This window comes from Thermoanaerobacterium aotearoense, assembly GCF_009905255.1.
GTDB classification, from domain to species: domain Bacteria; phylum Bacillota; class Thermoanaerobacteria; order Thermoanaerobacterales; family Thermoanaerobacteraceae; genus Thermoanaerobacterium; species Thermoanaerobacterium aotearoense.
Window position 1 is genome coordinate 98,791 of sequence record NZ_CP047602.1, and the last position, 19,433, is coordinate 118,223.

Sequence of the window (19,433 nt, forward strand, 5' to 3'; positions counted from 1 at the left end):
GTTTAATTATAACACGATGTGTCATAACCATCAATTTAAAAGAATATAATATATATTACGACAAATTTGTCTATTTTTTAAGTTTTACATGCATAAAATTTGCAAAAAAACAAAAAATAATAACGCATTTTTGTATGCGATCTATGCGCAAATGAAAGGAGAAGACGATGGATAACGAAGATAAGTCAAACCCTTTTAGTTGCAACTTAATCAAAAAGGTTTCAATTAAAAGGCGATTTATATTAACTGTCATTTTGACGATTTTGTTTGCCGTAGTTTCCTACATTGGCATCGACAAAAGTGCATTTTCTAATATGGAAGGTTATAGTTTAAATCACTTTGCATATGGCGTAGAACAAGGAAGATTTGATGGATACTTAAAAAATTTAAGTGATAAAAACTTGCGCATCGATAGACCTACAGCGATTGTGATTGACGGTTTAAATGCAGTGACGCTAAAGAATAGAGAAGACGCATCATTGGTACTTAATGATATCCTTGACAAGTACAAAAACGGGTTTATGAAAGTTTATTTCAAAAATGATGTGAAGCTGGTGGGGGTAGATAGCCCTGCAGTTAAAATTGAGACAGTTGAAGAAGCTTTAAAAAATCTGGAGGGTGATGATGCCGAGACTTATACGGTAAAAGATCATGATACTCTTTGGTCAATCTCGAGAAAATTTGGCATAACATTAGACGACATATACAAATTAAATCCGACAGTTACTGCTACAATCTTTAAAGGACAGATCTTAAAAGTTAAAGAGCCTAAACCTGTTTTGACGGTAGTATCAGAGAAAAAAGTCGTGTATATGGATGATATTCCGCATGAAACCGTTTATCAAAAAGATGGCGATATGCTTATCAACACTTCGAAAGTCGTGGCAGATGGAGAAGACGGTGTAAAAATAGTTACTGCAGTTCTGAAATATTGTAATGGGCAAATATCAGAAGAAGATGTGATAAACGAAGATGTGCTAAAAGAACCAGTAAGCGAAATTGTATCTGTAGGGACTAAGCCCATTTCAGCCACAGTCGCCCTTGATTATCCGATACGAGGACATATAGTGATAACGTCCAGGTACGGGCAAAGATGGGGAAGACTTCACGCAGGAATAGATATAGCTGCGTCTATAAATGATCCTATATATGCGGCAGACGGAGGCACAGTCGTATTTGCAGGATGGGAAAATGGCTATGGAAACCTTGTTGAGATCGATCATGGAAACGGATATGTGACGTATTATGGGCATGCCAATAAACTTTTGGTGAAAAAGGGCGATAAGGTTTATAAAGGAGAGAAAATCGCCTTAGTAGGCATGACAGGAAATACTACAGGGCCACATGTCCACTTTGAGGTCAGAAAAAATGGTGTACCAGTAAATCCTATGACGTACTTGAAATGAGAGCCGAAATACGGCTCTTTTTTGTTCCTTAAATTTACTTTGCATTGTGCCTGACATTGGGTTATAATGTAATTGTATTACCTCATATATTTAAGTATATACATATTTTTAGTATTTTGTGAGGTGATACACTGTGAAGAAAAATAAAATCATTGTGGCAATTGTTTTTATTGCTTTTGTATTGGCTTTATTGTTTAATGAAAGTATATTGACAAAGGCATATCCAGTTTATAAGGTGATTGGCAAAGATAAGATTGAAGAAAGTGTAAAAAATTTTAAGACTAAGGAAAGCAAACACTTTATAGTCAGATATCAAGATTCGGATACTAAATACGTTTCGCTTATCATAGATACGGCTGAAAAGCATTATTATGGTGTTACAAAAGATTTAGGATATGCTCCTAAAGATAAATCGATTATTATAGTTTATAGCAATCCTGATGAGATGAATAAGGATTTTTCCCTTGCAAAAGGGGAAAATGCTATGGGAATATATTTAAACGGCGTAATAAGCATAGAATCCCCAGCCCTTTGGATACCTTCAGGGCAGGATGTGACGAAAGTTTTTCAATACGAAGGTCCTGTTGTGCATGAGTTTACGCATCTTGTTGTAGACGATATTGCCAAAGGCAATTATCCCACGTGGTTTACAGAAGGAATAGCTCTTTTAGAGGAGTACAGGCAAGATGGATACGAATGGGGAAAAGATTTAAGTTACAACGGAGAACCATATACTTTTGACCAATTAGAAAATAATTTTGACTCTCTTGATGAGATGTTGGCGTATAAAAGAGCTTTTCAGGTGACAAAGGCCATAAGCGATAAATTTGGCATGGAGACTATAAGAGAGATGCTTAGAGATCTGGGAAGTGGTATGAGCATAGAATCAAGCTTTTACAAAGAGACTGGCTTGAAGCTTGATACATTTGTCAACAATGTTAAGGGGTGATGGCATTTGAGCAGAATCCTGATAGTAGACGACGAAAAGCCAATTGTGGAGATTTTGAAGTACAATTTAGAAAAAAACGGGTACAGCACGATAGAGGCATACGATGGGGAGGAAGGTCTTAAGATGGCGCAAGAAAAGAATCCTGACCTTATCCTCCTTGACGTCATGCTTCCAAAAATGGACGGTTTTACAGTTTTAAGGATATTGAGGCAGACTATGACTACACCCATATTGATGCTTACGGCAAAGGAAGAGGAAGTAGACAAAGTGTTAGGATTGGAACTGGGTGCTGACGACTATGTGACGAAACCTTTTTCTATGAGGGAGCTTATTGCCAGGGTGAAAGCCAACTTAAGAAGGAGCGGCATAAGCAATGGTGAAACCATGTCAAATGTTTTAAGCGTAAACAATTTGAATATCGATTTGTCAAAGTACAGAGTAGAAAAAAACGGAAAACCTATCGAGCTTACATCGAGAGAATTTGACCTGTTAAAGTTTTTGGTGGCCAACCGAGGGCTTATATTTTCACGGGAGATGCTTTTAGAAAAAGTTTGGGGCTATGAATACTTTGGCGATGTAAGGACGGTGGATGTGACAATAAGGCGACTTAGGGAAAAAATTGAGGACGATCCGGCAAACCCAAGGTATATACATACCAAAAGAGGGGTTGGTTATTATTTTAGCGAAGAAAGTGAACTATAAAAGCATACAGTGGAAAATAATACTCATATATGGGCTTTTGATACTTGTGGCGATGGAGATAATATGGGTATACCTTTTCAAGTCATTAGAAAATTATCACATGACGAATTTCGAAAACTACATTGAAGCACAAGCTACAGGCATAGCCTTCACATTGAAAGACAACATGAATTCCAAAGCAAGTTTAGACAACATAATAAACATGTATTTAGGTCCTAATGCGTACATAAAATACTTGTACATACTTGATAAAGACGGCAACATATTAGCCAGTTCTACTGGTGAAAAAGGCAAGATGCTGACACCTGCAGTCATAAAAGCATTGTCTGGAAAACAAGGAATGGAGACCACAAATGACAACAATTCAAACGGCAAATTGAGAAGTATCGCCATGCCTGTAGTAGACAGCGATGGAAAGATATCAGGCGTCGTATATGTAAGCGGTTCTTTAAAAAACGTATACGATACACTGTCTGATGTGAATTTCATCTTATTAAGCGCAACATTTATAGCGGTGATAATAACCGTAATCTTAGGATATATATTGGCAAAGACCATCACAGATCCCATAAAAGAAGTGACTAAGTACGCAAAAGAGATGGCAGAAGGGAATTTTGACGTACACATAAATATAAGATCTGATGATGAGATAGGCAAACTTGGCAGCATGTTTAACTTCATGTCAAAAAGGCTTAAGACTACTTTGAAAGAGATGGAAAATGAAAAAAGCAAAGTGGAAGCCATAATAAGCTACATGTCAGACGGAGTAATTGCTACAAATGACTTAAATCGCGTCATACTTTTCAATGATGCTGCAGAAAAAATGATAGGAGAGAAGCTGACCATGGATGAGCCTTTAGAGAAGATAGCCCAGGGTCAGCTAAAGAATACTGAAAGCCTTATATACTGCAATGGCAAGATTTTAAAGTCGTTTGTAAGTCCTATAAAAGTAGACAAAAACGTAGATGGCAATGTCTTTGTGCTGCATGACATAACAGAGCAGCAAAACCTTGACAATATGAGAAAAGAGTTTGTGGCAAATGTCTCCCACGAATTGAGGACTCCCCTTACAACAATAAAAAGCTACACAGAAACTCTTCTAAATGACGGCGTTGACGATGAAATGAGAAATAGATTTTTGTACATAATAGATAAAGAAGTTGACAGAATGACGAGGCTTGTGAAAGATCTCCTCCTCTTATCAAGGATGGATTCAAATGGAAAGTTAAATTTAACTGAGACGAATCTCAATGAATTTGTGGAGGAAGTTCTGTACAAAATAAAGATAGAGGCCCAGAAGAAGAACCAGAAGCTATTATTCTGCGCAGGTGAAGAAGTAAGAAGCGTAAACATAGATAAAGACAAGATGGAACAAGTGATTTTAAACATAGTGTCGAATTCCATAAAATATACGAATCCTGGTGGATATGTGAGAGTTTTTACAAAGTACCTTGACGATTGTGCGTATATAGTTGTGACAGACAATGGAATCGGAATACCCAAAAAGGATCTTCCAAGGATATTTGAGAGATTTTACAGAGTTGACAAGGGAAGATCAAGAGAGCTTGGAGGTACTGGGCTTGGCCTTGCCATTGCAAAGGAGATCGTCACTGCTCATGGAGGCGAGATAAACATAGAAAGCGAACTTGGAGTAGGCACTACTGTAACCGTAAAGCTTAAGTATTAGTCAAACCGTAACTATATTTTAATATTTGTGTAACATTGTTGTAATAATGATGCTCTATAATCAAAGTATAAAATAATGGTTATATTAGGTATCATGTGTAAAATTTTATATATTCATGTCATTTCATGATGAGGAGTGGTACTTTTGAAAAAGGTTTTAGCCCTTGTTATTGCCACGATGATGTTTATGACATTTTTTATGACTTACGGGTTTGCTGATGATTTGATCACTGTCAAATCAGATATAAGCGATGTCACTACAAACAACAAATACTTTGTCATATCAGGCAATGGGCAGCCAGATACTTACGTGGAGCTTATACTAAACGATGATTTGAATGACAAATGGGTTATAGGTGATACTGGCCTTTTTGCTAAACTTATAACGTTGGCTTTAGGGGACAATTATGTCACTTTAAAGGCTGTTAAAGATGGACAGGTGCAGGTGATAAAAGGTCATATAGTATTGCAAAGCAACAATGGCATTATCCAGATTACGGTTGATACGCTGGAAGGCTTGTGGAATAAGCTTTTTAAATAAAGCGGTGTGATTATGAAAGAGCATGTTAAGACTGCTGTACTCATATTGCTTGTTTCTACAAGCCTTTATTTTAGTTATACCCTTTGGACATCTTTTCCTCAGAAAAGCTTTTTTATGACGAAGTCTACACCTGTAAGTGTGGATATTTCTGATATATTGAGGCCTTCTTCCGTGATTGTAGAGTCAAACGGCACATTTGTGGATATAACGTCGTCAAACGATATAAATTCAGTTTGGATGAATACGACAAAACTATTAAAAGAGATTAAGGATACAGCACTTTCACAACTTTCAAAGAATGACTTAAATCGCAAAGGCGACTTTGTACATATTTATTTTGGAAAAGGCATAACAGATGACTTGCTTAAAAATGCTTTAAAATTAAGTGATTCACCTATCTTGAAAATAGGGCAAGACAGTTTGATAAAAGAGATGATCATAAAATTAGGTGCAAAACCTCAAATTATTTTCACAGATTACAGCAGCTACTATGCCATAGATCTTAAAGATTCCAGCTATTTTTTAAGCCTTATAAATAAGCAATTTCAAAGTTCTATGAATTATTCCATCACTACAACAGGCGATGTATATGGTGAAAACACATTTACGGTGAAAAGTTTTCCGTTAAAAAGATATGTAAATAGAGGCTTTGAAAATGACACAGTATATAGGACCATTACCAAAAATGTGTTTGTCAATATATCTGTAGTGCGAGAGATAAAAGAAAACAGTGGTTCGTACATATACACTGATGGTGTAAGAGGATTGAGGCTTTACAAAAATGGTTTGATAGAGTATTTTGACACAACTACCACATCGTCGAAACTCACTTTTGGCAGAGTAGAGTCTTTAGATAAAGCAGTGGAATTCATAAAAGCCTTAGGCATAGATGAAAAAAATGTTTACTTGACAGGCGTCAACGGCAGTAGCGGAGATTACAGCTTTGCCTTCAATTACGATTATGATTACCCTGTGTATGCACTAAGAAACGGTGATATCAAAGAGCCAATATATGTGTCTGTATCAAATGGGACAATCAAATCTGCTATTGTAAACTATATGGATATTTACTACGCAGGTGAATACAATGGCGGATTTTATGATATAGGAAAACTTTTAAAGGACCACAAAGTAGATGGCGTACAGTTTGTAAGTATGGTATATGTTTTTGACGGCAATGAGCTTATACCTGCGTGGCATGTAAAAACACAGACAAATGAATATTTTTTCAGCGCTTTGGATGGGAAAATAATGTGATGATGGTGTTTTAATATGGACTGGTCAAAGGCAAAAACGATCTTGATTATTATATTTGCTGTACTAAATTTAATACTTTACATGGGAAACTTAAGCATAGCAGAAACTAACAATTCTGTTCCATCTTTTGCTGATATGAGTAAAATGAGGGAGATTTTGAAAGAAAACAACATTGTGGTGAATGCTAAAATACCTGATGATTACAAGCCTATGCCTATGCTTTTGGTAAAGCTTAAAAACTACAGCAAAGGGTACATAGATGAAAATTTTTTAAAAGGTTTAAAGTACGTGTCAAATGGCGATGGTTCACTTTACAGCTTTGGCAATGGCTCATTAGAAGTTAAAAACGGCTTTTTATATTTTCAGGTCAAAGACGAAAAGTTTGCCAAAATGAACAGCGATGAAGCTTTCAACTACATAATATCCTTTGTAAATGACAAAAAACTTAAAGAGGAGTACTCTGCTTTAATGAAGTACACGGATGGGGATAAATACACTGTTGAGTATACGGAAAAATACAATGGCATTAACGTCGATGTAAGCTACATGAAAGGTGTCATATCAGGAGATGTATTTTCTTTTGAATCAACATGGCTTATACCTTTGAGAGAGGAGAAGGATAAAAAAGAGATCATACCTCCAATAAGTGCACTTTTAAAGCTTTTAGATGTAAATGAAGGCAGCAAAAGCATCGTAGTAAAAGACATAAGGCCGGTATACTTTTTTAGCTGGAGAAATGCCGATACCGGCGAAGCAATACCTACATGGAGGATAACGACGGAAAATACGGTGTACTACATAAATGCGTATACGGGAAACTTTGAGGAGAGGTAAAAATTACCTCTCCTTTTGTGCAAGATGTTTTTGCAAAAACGCTTGTAAAATTGTTGAAATTGTATTAAAGTATATATGTATGATTGTGAAGTTTTTTAGATTCGTTGAAGGGAAGATTAAACAGTGGATAAGTTTGTTATAAATGGAGGAATACCTCTTAAAGGAACAGTTGAGATTAGTGGGGCGAAAAATTCTGCTGTTGCCATACTTCCTGCTGCTCTTTTAGCAGATACTCCCAGTAGTATTGACAATTTGCCGGAGATAAACGACATAGAATTGCTTAGTAAAATGATTCAGTATCTTGGTGGGAAAACCATCAAGAAAGAACACGAGATGACGATAGACCCGGCAGGCATCAACTCATTTTGCCCTCCTCATGAATTGGCAAGTCAGATGAGGGCTTCGTACTACCTTATAGGTGCACTTTTAAGCAAGTTTAAAGAGGCTGCTATAGCCATGCCTGGCGGATGTAATATAGGCGTGAGGCCAATTGATCAGCACATAAAGGGATTTGAAGCATTGGGCGCAAAAACGACTATAGAACACGGAATAATAAGGGTAAAAGCAGATAAGTTAGTGGGGAATCATATATATTTTGATGTTGTAAGCGTAGGTGCTACTATAAATTTGATGTTAGCTGCCTGTAAAGCTGAAGGCACTACAATACTTGAAAATTGTGCGAAAGAACCTCATGTGGTTGATGTGGCAAATTTCCTAAATGCAATGGGTGCCAACATAAAAGGTGCTGGTACAGATACCATAAAAATCGTCGGAGTAGACAAGCTTCATGGCTGTAAACATACAGTCATACCTGATCAGATAGAAGCTGGTACGTATATGGTAGCTGCAGCAGCAACACATGGGGATGTCATCGTGAAAGGCATAATACCGAAGCACTTAGAGTCAATAATCGCTAAGATGTCTGAGATGGGCGTGAAAATCGAGGAGTATGACGAAGAACTGAGAGTCACGACAGATGGAAGGTTGAAAAGAGTAGACATTAAGACGCAGCCGTATCCAGGATTTCCTACAGATATGCAACAACTGATAGCAGTATTATTGGCTCTTGCAGATGGCGTCAGCGTTATCACCGAAAATGTGTATGAAGGCAGGTTTAAATACTTAGATGAGCTTAAGAAAATGGGCGTCAATGCAAAGGTAGAAGGCCGCATAGCTGTCATAGAAGGAACTCAAAAGCTTACTGGTGCGCCGCTTACAGCTACTGATTTAAGGGCTGGTGCTGCTATGGTTATAGCTGGACTTGCAGCCAGTGGCACTACAGAGGTTAAGAATATATACCATATCGACAGAGGATATGAGTCGATTGAGAAAAAACTGCAAAAATTAGGCGCAAACATAAAGAGAGTAGAATAAGTCCTCATTAGGACTTATTTTTGTACATAAATATAGAATAAATCACCTCATAATACACATGATAATTGTGAGGTGATATGATGCAAAACGGCGACAATAGAAACGTAAAAAGGCCGTCGTATCTTACGACTGTCATAGTAATAGCTGTAATTACTTCACTTATTTTTACATACATTGCACCGAAATTTCTTTGGGGGAAGGTGATACCTTTACCATACACAAACACTGCTCCGCTTAAAAAAGAAGTTATAATACCTAAAGCAGAGCCTTCTACAATTGCAGAAGCTGTGGCGAAAAAAGACACGCAAGCTGTTGTGGGGATATCGTCTATCGAGTATGAAAGGCAGTATTACATATTGGAAAAACAGGTAGAAGGCGTAGGATCCGGATTTATTGTGGACAAAAACGGGTACATTATTACAAATAACCATGTGGCAAGTCCTGAGTCAAAGAAACTTACCATCTATTTAAGCGATGGAAGTACGCTGCCTGGTAAAGTTTTGTGGTCTGACTCTACATTGGATCTTTCGGTTGTCAAGATAAACGCTAAAAATCTTCCAACTATACCTTTGGGAGACTCAGACAAAGTACAAGTTGGCCAGACAGTGATAGCTATAGGCAATCCTTTGGGACTTCGCTTTGAAAGGATAGTGACATCTGGCATAATAAGCGCTTTAAACAGAAGCCTGCCATTAGAAGAAAATAACAAACAAAAAATCATGGAAGATTTGATACAGACAGATGCGTCGATAAATCCTGGCAATAGCGGCGGCCCTTTAGTAGATGCTCAAGGAAACGCAATAGGCATCAATACGGCGAAAGTCACGACAGCAGAAGGATTGGGCTTCGCTATACCAATCAATATTGTAAAGCCTATAATAAAAAAAGTGATTGCAACAGGTACATTTAAAGCGCCTTATTTGGGAATAGTGGGATATGACAGAGAGATAGCCAGCTATATAAATGCCGATGTGGTTATAGCTGAGGGAATATACGTTGCTGACATAGATCCTGCAGGGCCGGCAAAAAAGGCTGGTATCAAAAAAGGATATATACTTTTAGAGGTCGATGGAAAACCTGTTGATACAATGGTGCAGCTTAAAACTGTAATATATTCGAGAAATATAGGTGACAAAGTAAGTGTGAAATACAGAACATTGACGGGGAATATCGGGATGACTACAATAACGTTAGGAAAATGAGGAGAAATTACTATGTACGTTGTTTGTGAAAAACATTTGGAGGATGCCATTGAAGAGTTTGTAGATGTATATGAGCAACCGCCAGATATATACATGCTTGACGATGTATCATTTACTGACTGGTTGGCACCTCATAAGTGCGATTTTTGCGATGACATTCCTAAGTACCTTGTCGTATAGTGGAGGGAGAATTTTGAATATAGACGTAATTGCAGTTGGAAAGATAAAAGAAAAATTTATATTAGATGGCATACGAGAATACGTCAAAAGATTGAAGCCATACTGCAATATAAACATAATTGAAGTAAACGATGAAAAAGCTCCTGAAGGTTTAAGCGAAAAAGAGAAAGAAGCCATTATATTGAAAGAAGGCTCTAAGATCATCGATAAGATTAGAAAAGGAAGCTTTATAATTTCCCTTTGCATAGAGGGTAGACAAATGGATTCGGTGGAATTTGCCCGCTATATAGAAGATGTCATGACAGCGGGCAATTCTAATATTACATTTGTAATAGGAGGATCCTTAGGTTTACACGACGATATAAAATCCATGTCGGACTTGAAGCTGTCATTTTCAAAGATGACATTTCCACATATGCTTATGCGGCTTATATTAGTAGAGCAAATCTACAGGGCATTTAAGATAATGAAGGGTGAAGCATATCACAAGTGATGTTTTTTACATTTCTAAACATACAACAATGTTTTTTTGCTTTTTGGCTATGTACAGTGCCTTATCAGCTATTATAATAATGTCTATAGCACTTACTCTATAATGTGTGACTGCCACACCTACAGAAACTGTAACAGTAACATTTGTTTTAAAATAATGTTTTTCTACTGCGTTTTTAATTCTCATTGCTGCAACTTTTGCTTCATTGAAATTTGTATTAGGCATAATTATAGCAAACTCTTCTCCTCCATAACGATAAGCAGTATCACTTCTTCTTATATTTACTTTTAGAATATCTGCTAATTCTGCAAGTACAGTGTCACCCGTTACATGTCCATATGTATCATTAATTAATTTAAAATTATCGACATCACAAATCAAAAGAGCCAAATTAGTCCCGCCTTTTAAGCGTTTTAATTCATCCGATAAAGTATAGTCGAAATATTTTCTGTTGTATAAGCTGGTTAACTTGTCTATTCTTGCATTGCTTTTAAGTACATATGTATAAATACATATTATGATACAGATAAAGAATTGTATTAGTATAAAAACAATACTATAGTAGGTAATCAGAGTAATTAAAAATAATAAAAGAATGATACAAAAATCTATAATTTTCAATTATATCACCTTTCCCTTACACACTTTTATACAAAATTATAAGGCAATTCTAGAAAAAAGTAAACTATTAAGCAATAAAAATATGTGCGTTTTAGTTTATTTATAAAACCAGTAATACAGAATAATATATATATATGTATTAAATTTTTGTGGAAGTTGAGTGAATGAAAAGGTGAATGGTGATTTTGATTTAAAAGAATTAGGAATGCGTATAAGAGCGGAAAGAGAAAGGATGGGCTTGACAAGGGAGCAGTTTGCAGAAGCAGTAGGTGTTTCTGCTATGTATATTGGGCATATAGAGCGTGCTCAAAGAGTAATGAGTTTAAAGACATTTGTGCGTATTGCAAAAAGCCTCCATGTAAGTACAGATTATCTCTTATTTGGGATAAGAGAAGTAGAAAATAAAAATGATGGAGAAAAAGAGGATGCACTAATAGAATTGCTTAATAAATGCACAGATAGGGAACGTAAAATTGCAGAAGAAATATTAAAACTTTTGGTTACATATATAAAATAGTTAAGATGCAGTTACTACATTGGCATCTTATTTTTTGCTATCTTTTAAAGGATTTGAACATATAATAATGTTATAAAACCCTCAAATATAAATGATTTTATAAATATTTTTGTGCAATTAACATAATAGCATAATGTGTATTACAATACACATATGGAGGTGTATCATTATGCGGACAAATATCGTCATAGATGATGAACTTATTAAAGAGGCCTTAAAGATAACAGGGATAAAGACAAAGAAAGAAATTGTTAATATTGTACTTTTGTCCAAATGCTGCCTTTACCTCTGCCATGACTAATTATCAAACTTTCTTTTTTAAGGTCATTTAGCACCTTTCTGATTGTAGAGTCTGGGGTATTAGCAAATCTATTTCTTAAATCGCTTATTGTAAAATCTCCGTTGATATTTTCAAGAATTTCTTTTCTAATCTCAAAGTAAATTCCTCCTGTAAAATCATTCTTCGTTTGATAATCTGATATTCCTTCTGCGACTCTATCAGGTATATATTCGCTTTCGTGCGATATAATGGCTTGAAAAAACCTTAATGTCCATTCATTAGCCAATTTTCTATTGCCGGCGAATATGATTTGAAATTTTGGATGAAATGCAAAAATCTCAGCTATCACCTTTGCCATATACGATGGCGTATAAATGCTTAATTTGTCAGGGTTTAAGTAATCTGAATAGTTGGCTTCAATGACAAGTGCCGAATGCTTATATTTTTCCAATTCACCCAGCTTCTGATGTAAAATTGGCAAATTGGCGATGTCGGCTCTAAAGTTTTCAAAACTTTTTCTTTCTACGACAGCCGCTATTTCATTATTGTAAAACAATGCGTAATCACCTGCTGGCAACTGTACTTTTTCAACAATGCAATTGGTAAATTTCCAGGGGTATTTTTCGTTTGCATCAATCAATATGTGAAGGTTGTTGTTTCCTTTTGCAGTCAATTTAACACGAGGCTTGTGCTCCTTCAAGCCCTGCTGTGTCCTCCAAAATATCTGTTCGTATTCTCCTTCCTTATTTTTGTATTTCTTTTTAAGAAAGAGAAATTCACACCTTTTATTTACACCGCGGTCTAAGACCACAGATAACCGCTTGCCATATCGATCAATTGATATAATTGGTACTTTCTCAATGACTTCATAATCATTGGATTGTTCATTGGTATCTTTAAGGCAAAATATCTGACTTCCTGCACCAGGCCATTTATTCTGCACAAACAATGATAAAATCACTGTATCGCCTTTTTTGATGCTAAGCCTGTATGGAAATTTATCATTTTTTGTTGATTCAAGTACCCATAAAAGATCGCTCATAATGACCCTTTCCTAAATATGATTTTATTACACATTTATTTTATTATAATGAGAAGGTTATTGCAATTTTTTTCATACAATAAATACCGTTTTAGTACTTTCGTACTAAAAAAATTAGTACTTTTGGTCAGTTGACATATTTGTGAATTGAATATATTATGAGGTCAAGAGAATTACCGGTAAGTTCTCAGAGGAAAAATATGATTAATGAGCTTTAAGATACATAGAAATACTAAATTATTCAAGTTGTATTCGGGAGATGAATTATTTTGGGAATGAATTTTCCGATAGGATTAAAAGCTATTTTGTTTATTTTCTTCATTCCTCTAATTATAAAACAATTTAAGTCGACAAAGAACATTGTTATAGCCATATTTATTGCAGGGGTTATTATATATGCAATTGAACTAATAAGTATAGTGTTTTTTCCGATCACATTTTATCCACCTATGCCTAATTATACTCCAGATGTAAATATTGTTCCTATGAAAGATATAATAATTCTTATGAGATCACAACCAATTAGTATAGCTATAAAAAATGTGGTTGGGAATATTATACTTTTCATACCGCTTGGCTTTTTTGTACCGATAATATATAGAAATATGAACAAATTTAATTATACGTTATTGTTGGGTTCGTGTGTTTCAGTATTTATAGAAATTGCTCAATTTACTATTGATTATTTGACAAAGTATCCCAATCATACATCTGATGTCAATGATGTCATATTGAATATTATTGGATTAATATTGGGGTTTATGATTCAAAGAGGAATTAGAAAAGTATCTTTTATGGCGGACTATATAAATAATGGGGCAAATAAAATTGAATAATCAGATATGGTTTGCAATTAATGATCATTTCCAAAGGGCAGATATTAATCTGTCCCTTGTTTATTATTGATAAAAATTAAAAAATTTATTAAAAACATTAAGAATTTATTAAGAAATGTTAAGTTTTGGTTACATTAAAAGGAATTTAAAAATTTTTATAGAAATATGATTATAGAAAAATACAAAAATAAATTTGCCACATTTTAGAAGTCGTTAATATTTTAACTTTATTGTAATAAGGGAGATCGAGATGAAATATGAAGTCATAAAATATGATACTCATAAACATTTGTTTGATGAAGCATGGAGAAGGTGTATTAAAAGAGGACTTAATCAAGATGCAGAGCCATTTATGCTTGTATCAGATCTTTACGTTTCCGATGAGAGGAAGTTGCTAATTAAAGCCTTTAGAAAAAGCGTTTATGAAATATCTAAGATTGATGGACAATTTAAAAGTCATATATGTCTATTGACAGATGAAAATGGCATCATAATAGATTTGATTATGAATAACAAAAGTAGTCTTCCTCGTTTAAATATAGGTGTTCAGTTGAAAGAAGAATTTGCAGGAATAAATGCAGTATCGATCGCTTTAAATGAAAGAGAAGCTGCATTTGTCAAAAAGAATGAACATTATCTTAAGTGCCTCAGGAAGATAGACTGCATAGCTGTACCTGTCTTTGACAATAAAGGGCAATTGACAGGTGCAATTGATATTTCATGTATGAATGGACTTACTGATGAATGTGCGATTACGGCGTTTTTGATGGCAAAATATACAGAATACAATTTTATATTGCTTAAAAGAGAAATGATAAAAGAAAAATTGGAAGAAGTAGAGCTAAAGATTTTGAAACTGACAGCGGAAGGAAAGACGGACGAAGAGATTGCAAAAATGATTAATAGATCAATAAGCAATGTAAAATACCATAAAAACAAGATTTTTGAAATATTAAACGTGAAAAATGTAAAGGACTGTATATATAAAGCGGCAAAGATGGATCTGATATAATATACTTTAGTACTTTCGTACTAAAAAAATTAGTACTTTTGGTCAGTTGACACAATTTTGGAAGAAACATATAATGAAATCAACCATCGACTGGCAATTTTTTCAGAATAACTTAAAGCAGCAAAGTGTCAGAACGAATAAAAAATGGAGGTGATATTTAAAACTTGAATTGTTACTTTAAATTAAAAATGATGAGAGGATGGTTTAAATGAAAAAATTGGCAGTGTTATTATTAACTCTATGTTTATTTATAACAGCTAGTATTACATCTTTTGCTGCTATCCAATCTTCTTACAAAAATCCATCAAAAGTAAAACTACAAAACGAATGTATCAGTTGAAGATAACCAAACACAAATTGTTGAAGAATTATCGAAATATGTTTTGCAAGAAAAGGATGGTACACTAATTTTGAATATACCGGATGATTTTGAAAAAAAGATAGATAAAGATATAGAGAAGCAAATAAAATTGAGTATGAATAGAGTAAATAATATAATAGAAAAACAAAAAATAAAAATAGATGTTCTTAAATTTAATTTTATTGATGAAAATAATTTATTGATTATTGGCTATTATAATGACAAGAATATACTAGCTATGAATTGCGTGAAAGTATGCCTATTGCCTGAACCTACCAGCAACGTTAAAGACGATGATATCAAATTGGATTCACTTAATAATAGTGAAATTGTTCCGAGTGATATTACTCCGGTTGTAGCGTATGTAGACGCTTATGTCACTTTAACAAGTTCTGGTATTTTATATTATAATGGTGATGTTACAGCAGATTACCCCATTAATGCTCAATTAACTATGAGTCTGTTATGGGCGCTTGGTAGTAGTTGGCAACAAGTAGCCACTCAAAAACCGTATTATGGAACGGGAACTGCGATATATACACCTCTATATTTATATTTAGATAAAACAATAGGCTCGTATATGAGTAGAAATTATTATGTTCTTTCAGCACCAGGACATGCTGAAGTTATAGGAACTATGTACTCAAGCCAAATACATATTTGGCCATGAAAAATGTAGGCGGTGTGTAGTTGTGATTAAGGGTTGTGGAAGGAAAAAAGTAATGCTTCAAAAAATAGAAAATGGTATTGAAGCAGAAAATATAGTTATAACTGAAGATGAGCAGCTAATAGAACCATATGAAAAGGATAGATTTGAAAACTTGTTGAAATTTATCAAAGAAAATTTTGTTGATATAACAAAAGAGTTTACTGAGGAAGAAAAAGAATTATTAAAAATGCATTGGGGTATAGATATGTCTTTAATGACATTTAGCGAGATTGCTGAGATAAAACATATGGATGAAAGCATTTTAAGGTCTAAATTAAAAGATTTGGAAAAACGCTTTTTCCATAGTACAAGATGAGTATGTTGATCTAAGAGTAAGCGTTGCTCGAAACGGCGATATTGGGAAGAACTGAGGTGAATGGGTTTAGATAAATTCTTTAAATAGTTGTTATCTATCATTTTGGTTGTACTGGTTTTAAATCTTTTGTTTTTGTCGTTTGTTTTTATCATCAATTGGAAATCTCCTTAACAAGGCAATTTAGTGGACATACAAATGATAGGAATCAGGTAAATTACTCAAATGTATCAGGCTATGAATATTATGTTCTGTGGAATTAGGATTAATGAGTGTTTAATTCATATAAAGAAGAAGCTTATTTTGCTTCTTCTTTATATGAATTTTTAAGGAAGGAGTTTTTGTTCTTTATGAAAAAATTTTTTTTGATGGTCTTTACACTTATATTTATTGCTACAGGTTGTTATACTGTAGACAATACTAAAGTCACAGAAAAAGAAAGCCCTAAAAGCGACATTGGAGAGATAAAAATACCTTTTTTGGTATATACAAATGAACCAGGTAATAAACATTCGGCGATGTTAGCTTATTGGGATTTGAATAATTCTAAAGTAAATTTAACTGAAAAGATGGTCTATGTCTCAGAAGATCCCAATTTTGTCACACCTTTATTTTGGGATGGAGATGGCAGGATAGTATTGAGGAAGACGTATTATCCAACAGATGAATATAAAGACAAAGTAGATTTTGTCAAAGGCAATGATGTGGGTATGGTATACGGCAAGGACATTGAAGCTAAAGGGAATTTGGATGACAATCCTGAACCAATTAAAAAAGTAAAAAACTATACATTGTACTTGCACAATGGCAGCGATGTAATGGAAAAGAATGTACCATTTCTGTATAAAACGAAGGATGACAAAGGCAATGATATTACAGTAGGTGAATATAATCAACCATGCTTTATAGATTATGACAGCAAAACAGGTGATATAACATTTATCTTTGATTATCAATTTGAGACACATTCCAATATATACGTTGCTAAGTGCAATGTAGGCAACATTGACAAGATAAGCTGGGATGAAATAAGGCTTCCCGGTGGTGGCGTTGTTTATACACCTTGTCCCAATAATACAATGCTTGTAGGTTCTAAATACTACATCCAATGTTTCAAAACTTTAGGTGAAGTCGATCTTAAGACAAGAAAAGCAACTTTGCTTGATGATGTTGCGAAAGAATGCAGAAGCATCGTGAAAGAGGGAAGTTTTAAGCCAGACTATTCTAAGGATATAACGCCTGTTGGAAAGTATAAAGATGTGTTGATTTTAAACCTTCCTATAAGTACAGATACAAATGTAGAGCCTTTAATATGCGCCTTTAAAGATAATAAGCTATTAGGTGCAATACATCTAAAAAGCGATGATAGATGGGATGTAATTGGCCCTGATAAAAAAGTTGCATCTTCAATGGATGTGAAAGGTAAAAATCTGTACAAAGAATTTGGTGCAGATTTGATGTACTTCCCAGGCCGGGAAGACATAAGTTATTAGCATATAATAAAACAAAAATTGACTGATGATGTTTGCGAAATATTTTAATACCGAAAAGGGGTGAAATTAAAGTGAACAGAAAGTCAATACGAATATCAATATGTTTAATCTTGATACTAATCTTAAGTTTAAGCCTAAGTGGAACTTCATTTGCTTTACGAGGAGGAAGTGTTTATACAGGTAGTAAACAAATTGCCGCTCCAAATGTAGAAAATCTTGAGCCATCGTCTGAGACTACAAAAATGACATCTCCAAGGCAAGTCCCTTCAAATGTAGATATAATCAGTAATCAAATAACTGTTTCAAATGAAGAAATTTCTAAACCGGCTTCTGAAACCACCAAGATGACATCACAAAAGGTAACTTCTTTAAATGCAGCTAATCTTATGTCCCTTAGTCGGCCGACTAAAGGAACAAATCTTCCTTATGATGGTGCTTTTAGTGGAGTCAACACGGAGATTTTTTCAAACTACTATTTTTTCACAAATGGTTCCACACAGCTATATGTAGACTGGAATGTAAGAGCTGATTATCCTGCTAATGTTTTATGGCACATTAATGTTTATCAAGCCGGTACAAATAAATTTGTAATGAGCTCGGATCAATTTTCAACAAATTCTAATACTGGCTGGTGGACAACAAGATTTTACAATTTGGACCCCGCATACAATTACTACATATCTTTTGTAAATGATGGACCACAGATTAGCTTTCCCATATCAGGCGATTTTACTGTAAGACTAAAATAAAAACAATTCGAAGATAAACATATAAAGGCCTTTCACTTTATGCAGAGGGTCTTTATATTGGCAATATATATTTGGTGGTGGTATGATTGAGAAAAATGATATACGTTTTGGTATTTATTGCTGTGGCTTTGTTTATCATCATAGCCTTTGATTTATCGAAAGTCAACACACAGAAAGATATCGAAAATACAAACGTTGATAATATATCATCGAAGACAATCAAATTGAAATATGGACATATAGATTTGTCACGAGATAATGTCAATATATCTGAGTCAAAGTTGGATTCCGATGGATTTTCAAGGATTGAAGTTTATGACAAAGATAGCGGAAAATTCATTGAAGCTTATGGCGTAAAAGAAGAGCCTTTAAATGTATCTGGTTTTGCCAATAAAGCATCAAAAGTTACAATTTACAAAGAACGAAAAGATTATCCCGCCGTAGTGAGGCTTTACGCGGTTTTGACGGTTTATTCTGACAGCTTAAGACAGATAAAAAGCATTGATAAGACGTACTGGGAGAAAGCCGATGATGGCGATTGGCAGTTGAAAAATCCACATGCGGCTGCGATTTCTACAACAGGCCTCTTTCCTTCGAAGGAAATTGAGGCAAGCGGTACTGCAACGATAGAAATGAAAGCTAATATATTTACGGTAGGTATCTTAAATAAGTCTGGGTTTAATGTTTTTCAATCAGATGAAAATGGATATTATTTAAGAAAGACAGTAGAATTAGGCTTTAGATACACCTTGGATTAGTATATAAGAATTTTGTTTTTAAACTAAATAGTGCTAACATAATTTTTAGGAAGTATTCAAAAGTAAATCTATCTATTATATAATAATTACAATACATATATTTGAAGGAGAAATTGAA

Annotated in this window: 22 protein-coding genes; 20 read left to right on the forward strand and 2 right to left on the reverse strand. The window is 34.4% G+C overall.

All coding sequences use genetic code 11. The features are described from left to right. Positions 1–167 precede the first annotated feature (167 nt). From GSH73_RS00530 to rlmH, 11 genes are all read left to right on the forward strand, one after another. Entirely contained in the window at positions 168–1,406 is a 1,239-nt protein-coding gene (locus GSH73_RS00530; RefSeq protein WP_014757395.1) for a peptidoglycan DD-metalloendopeptidase family protein, read from the forward strand. 133 nt (positions 1,407–1,539) lie between these two features. Continuing rightward, positions 1,540–2,355 (forward strand): peptidase MA family metallohydrolase, encoded by an 816-nt coding sequence (locus GSH73_RS00535; RefSeq protein ID WP_014757394.1) that lies wholly within the window; start codon positions 1,540–1,542, stop codon positions 2,353–2,355. A gap of 6 nt (positions 2,356–2,361) precedes the next feature. Beyond that, positions 2,362–3,057 (forward strand): response regulator, encoded by a 696-nt coding sequence (locus GSH73_RS00540; protein ID WP_014757393.1) that lies wholly within the window; start codon positions 2,362–2,364, stop codon positions 3,055–3,057. Next, positions 3,047–4,744 carry an ATP-binding protein gene (locus GSH73_RS00545; protein ID WP_014757392.1) on the forward strand — a complete coding sequence of 566 codons (1,698 nt, stop codon included), beginning with the start codon at positions 3,047–3,049 and terminating at the stop codon, positions 4,742–4,744. The genes GSH73_RS00540 and GSH73_RS00545 overlap by 11 nt, the downstream gene beginning before the upstream one ends. A 144-nt stretch (positions 4,745–4,888) precedes the next feature. After that, positions 4,889–5,284, forward strand: a complete 396-nt coding sequence (locus GSH73_RS00550) for a hypothetical protein (RefSeq protein ID WP_014757391.1) — start codon at positions 4,889–4,891, stop codon at positions 5,282–5,284. Positions 5,285–5,296: 12 nt separating this feature from the next. Continuing rightward, a complete protein-coding gene (locus GSH73_RS00555; RefSeq protein WP_014757390.1) occupies positions 5,297–6,541 on the forward strand; it encodes a two-component system activity regulator YycH in 1,245 nt (414 codons plus the stop codon). A 15-nt stretch (positions 6,542–6,556) separates the two neighbouring features. Next, on the forward strand, positions 6,557–7,375 hold the full coding sequence (locus GSH73_RS00560; protein ID WP_014757389.1) for a two-component system regulatory protein YycI: 819 nt from the start codon (positions 6,557–6,559) through the stop codon (positions 7,373–7,375). Positions 7,376–7,498: 123 nt separating this feature from the next. Then, on the forward strand, positions 7,499–8,749 hold the full coding sequence (gene murA, locus GSH73_RS00565) for a UDP-N-acetylglucosamine 1-carboxyvinyltransferase (RefSeq protein WP_014757388.1): 1,251 nt from the start codon (positions 7,499–7,501) through the stop codon (positions 8,747–8,749). Positions 8,750–8,829: 80 nt separating this feature from the next. Beyond that, complete coding sequence (locus tag GSH73_RS00570; RefSeq protein WP_038068644.1) at positions 8,830–9,951, forward strand: S1C family serine protease; 1,122 nt, start codon at positions 8,830–8,832, stop codon at positions 9,949–9,951. 12 nt (positions 9,952–9,963) lie between these two features. Further along, complete coding sequence (locus GSH73_RS00575; protein ID WP_013789054.1) at positions 9,964–10,131, forward strand: CxxH/CxxC protein; 168 nt, start codon at positions 9,964–9,966, stop codon at positions 10,129–10,131. A 13-nt stretch (positions 10,132–10,144) separates the two neighbouring features. After that, positions 10,145–10,624, forward strand: coding sequence for a 23S rRNA (pseudouridine(1915)-N(3))-methyltransferase RlmH (gene rlmH / locus GSH73_RS00580; RefSeq protein WP_014757386.1), 480 nt, complete (start codon positions 10,145–10,147; stop codon positions 10,622–10,624). 6 nt (positions 10,625–10,630) lie between these two features. On the opposite strand, the gene GSH73_RS00585 is transcribed toward rlmH, so the two are convergent. After that, the gene (locus GSH73_RS00585; RefSeq protein WP_084214893.1) at positions 10,631–11,245 is read right to left on the reverse strand and encodes a GGDEF domain-containing protein; all 615 of its coding nucleotides are present in this window, start codon (positions 11,243–11,245) and stop codon (positions 10,631–10,633) included. Positions 11,246–11,405: 160 nt separating this feature from the next. Here GSH73_RS00585 and GSH73_RS00590 point away from each other — a divergent pair, with 160 nt between their 5' ends. Further along, positions 11,406–11,762 (forward strand): helix-turn-helix domain-containing protein, encoded by a 357-nt coding sequence (locus GSH73_RS00590; RefSeq protein WP_014757384.1) that lies wholly within the window; start codon positions 11,406–11,408, stop codon positions 11,760–11,762. Between the two features lie 169 nt (positions 11,763–11,931). Further along, positions 11,932–12,063 carry a type II toxin-antitoxin system VapB family antitoxin gene (locus GSH73_RS00595; RefSeq protein WP_014757383.1) on the forward strand — a complete coding sequence of 44 codons (132 nt, stop codon included), beginning with the start codon at positions 11,932–11,934 and terminating at the stop codon, positions 12,061–12,063. Here GSH73_RS00595 and GSH73_RS00600 read toward each other — a convergent pair. Continuing rightward, positions 12,014–13,084, reverse strand: a complete 1,071-nt coding sequence (locus GSH73_RS00600; protein ID WP_014757382.1) for an ERCC4 domain-containing protein — start codon at positions 13,082–13,084, stop codon at positions 12,014–12,016. The two genes, GSH73_RS00595 and GSH73_RS00600, sit on opposite strands and share 50 nt — an antisense overlap. Positions 13,085–13,359: 275 nt before the next feature. Here GSH73_RS00600 and GSH73_RS00605 point away from each other — a divergent pair, with 275 nt between their 5' ends. The 7 genes from GSH73_RS00605 (at position 13,360) to GSH73_RS00635 (ending at position 19,315) form a co-directional block, all read left to right on the forward strand. Next, positions 13,360–13,920, forward strand: a complete 561-nt coding sequence (locus tag GSH73_RS00605) for a VanZ family protein (RefSeq protein ID WP_233432543.1) — start codon at positions 13,360–13,362, stop codon at positions 13,918–13,920. A gap of 250 nt (positions 13,921–14,170) precedes the next feature. Then, the gene (locus GSH73_RS00610) at positions 14,171–14,932 is read left to right on the forward strand and encodes a helix-turn-helix domain-containing protein (protein ID WP_014757380.1); all 762 of its coding nucleotides are present in this window, start codon (positions 14,171–14,173) and stop codon (positions 14,930–14,932) included. Between the two features lie 410 nt (positions 14,933–15,342). Continuing rightward, complete coding sequence (locus GSH73_RS00615) at positions 15,343–15,963, forward strand: hypothetical protein (RefSeq protein ID WP_014757379.1); 621 nt, start codon at positions 15,343–15,345, stop codon at positions 15,961–15,963. Positions 15,964–15,985: 22 nt separating this feature from the next. After that, a complete protein-coding gene (locus tag GSH73_RS00620; protein WP_014757378.1) occupies positions 15,986–16,318 on the forward strand; it encodes a hypothetical protein in 333 nt (110 codons plus the stop codon). Positions 16,319–16,665: 347 nt separating this feature from the next. Continuing rightward, entirely contained in the window at positions 16,666–17,808 is a 1,143-nt protein-coding gene (locus tag GSH73_RS00625; RefSeq protein WP_014757377.1) for a hypothetical protein, read from the forward strand. Between the two features lie 71 nt (positions 17,809–17,879). Then, positions 17,880–18,557, forward strand: coding sequence for a hypothetical protein (locus tag GSH73_RS00630; RefSeq protein WP_038068639.1), 678 nt, complete (start codon positions 17,880–17,882; stop codon positions 18,555–18,557). Between the two features lie 95 nt (positions 18,558–18,652). Next, entirely contained in the window at positions 18,653–19,315 is a 663-nt protein-coding gene (locus GSH73_RS00635) for a hypothetical protein (protein ID WP_233432542.1), read from the forward strand. The last annotated feature ends 118 nt before the right edge of the window (positions 19,316–19,433 follow it).

Excerpts from the sequence above, each read along its gene's own strand:
- GSH73_RS00610 (WP_014757380.1), top strand. The coding sequence starts at position 14,171 with ATGAAATATGAAGTCATAAAATATGATACTCATAAACATTTGTTTGAT.
- GSH73_RS00595 (WP_014757383.1), top strand. The coding sequence starts at position 11,932 with ATGCGGACAAATATCGTCATAGATGATGAACTTATTAAAGAGGCCTTA.
- GSH73_RS00570 (WP_038068644.1), top strand. The coding sequence starts at position 8,830 with ATGCAAAACGGCGACAATAGAAACGTAAAAAGGCCGTCGTATCTTACG.
- GSH73_RS00600 (WP_014757382.1), bottom strand. The coding sequence starts at position 13,084 with ATGAGCGATCTTTTATGGGTACTTGAATCAACAAAAAATGATAAATTT.
- GSH73_RS00575 (WP_013789054.1), top strand. The coding sequence starts at position 9,964 with ATGTACGTTGTTTGTGAAAAACATTTGGAGGATGCCATTGAAGAGTTT.
- GSH73_RS00605 (WP_233432543.1), top strand. The coding sequence starts at position 13,360 with ATGAATTTTCCGATAGGATTAAAAGCTATTTTGTTTATTTTCTTCATT.
- GSH73_RS00625 (WP_014757377.1), top strand. The coding sequence starts at position 16,666 with ATGAAAAAATTTTTTTTGATGGTCTTTACACTTATATTTATTGCTACA.
- GSH73_RS00635 (WP_233432542.1), top strand. The coding sequence starts at position 18,653 with ATGATATACGTTTTGGTATTTATTGCTGTGGCTTTGTTTATCATCATA.
- GSH73_RS00560 (WP_014757389.1), top strand. The coding sequence starts at position 6,557 with ATGGACTGGTCAAAGGCAAAAACGATCTTGATTATTATATTTGCTGTA.
- GSH73_RS00530 (WP_014757395.1), top strand. The coding sequence starts at position 168 with ATGGATAACGAAGATAAGTCAAACCCTTTTAGTTGCAACTTAATCAAA.
- GSH73_RS00555 (WP_014757390.1), top strand. The coding sequence starts at position 5,297 with ATGAAAGAGCATGTTAAGACTGCTGTACTCATATTGCTTGTTTCTACA.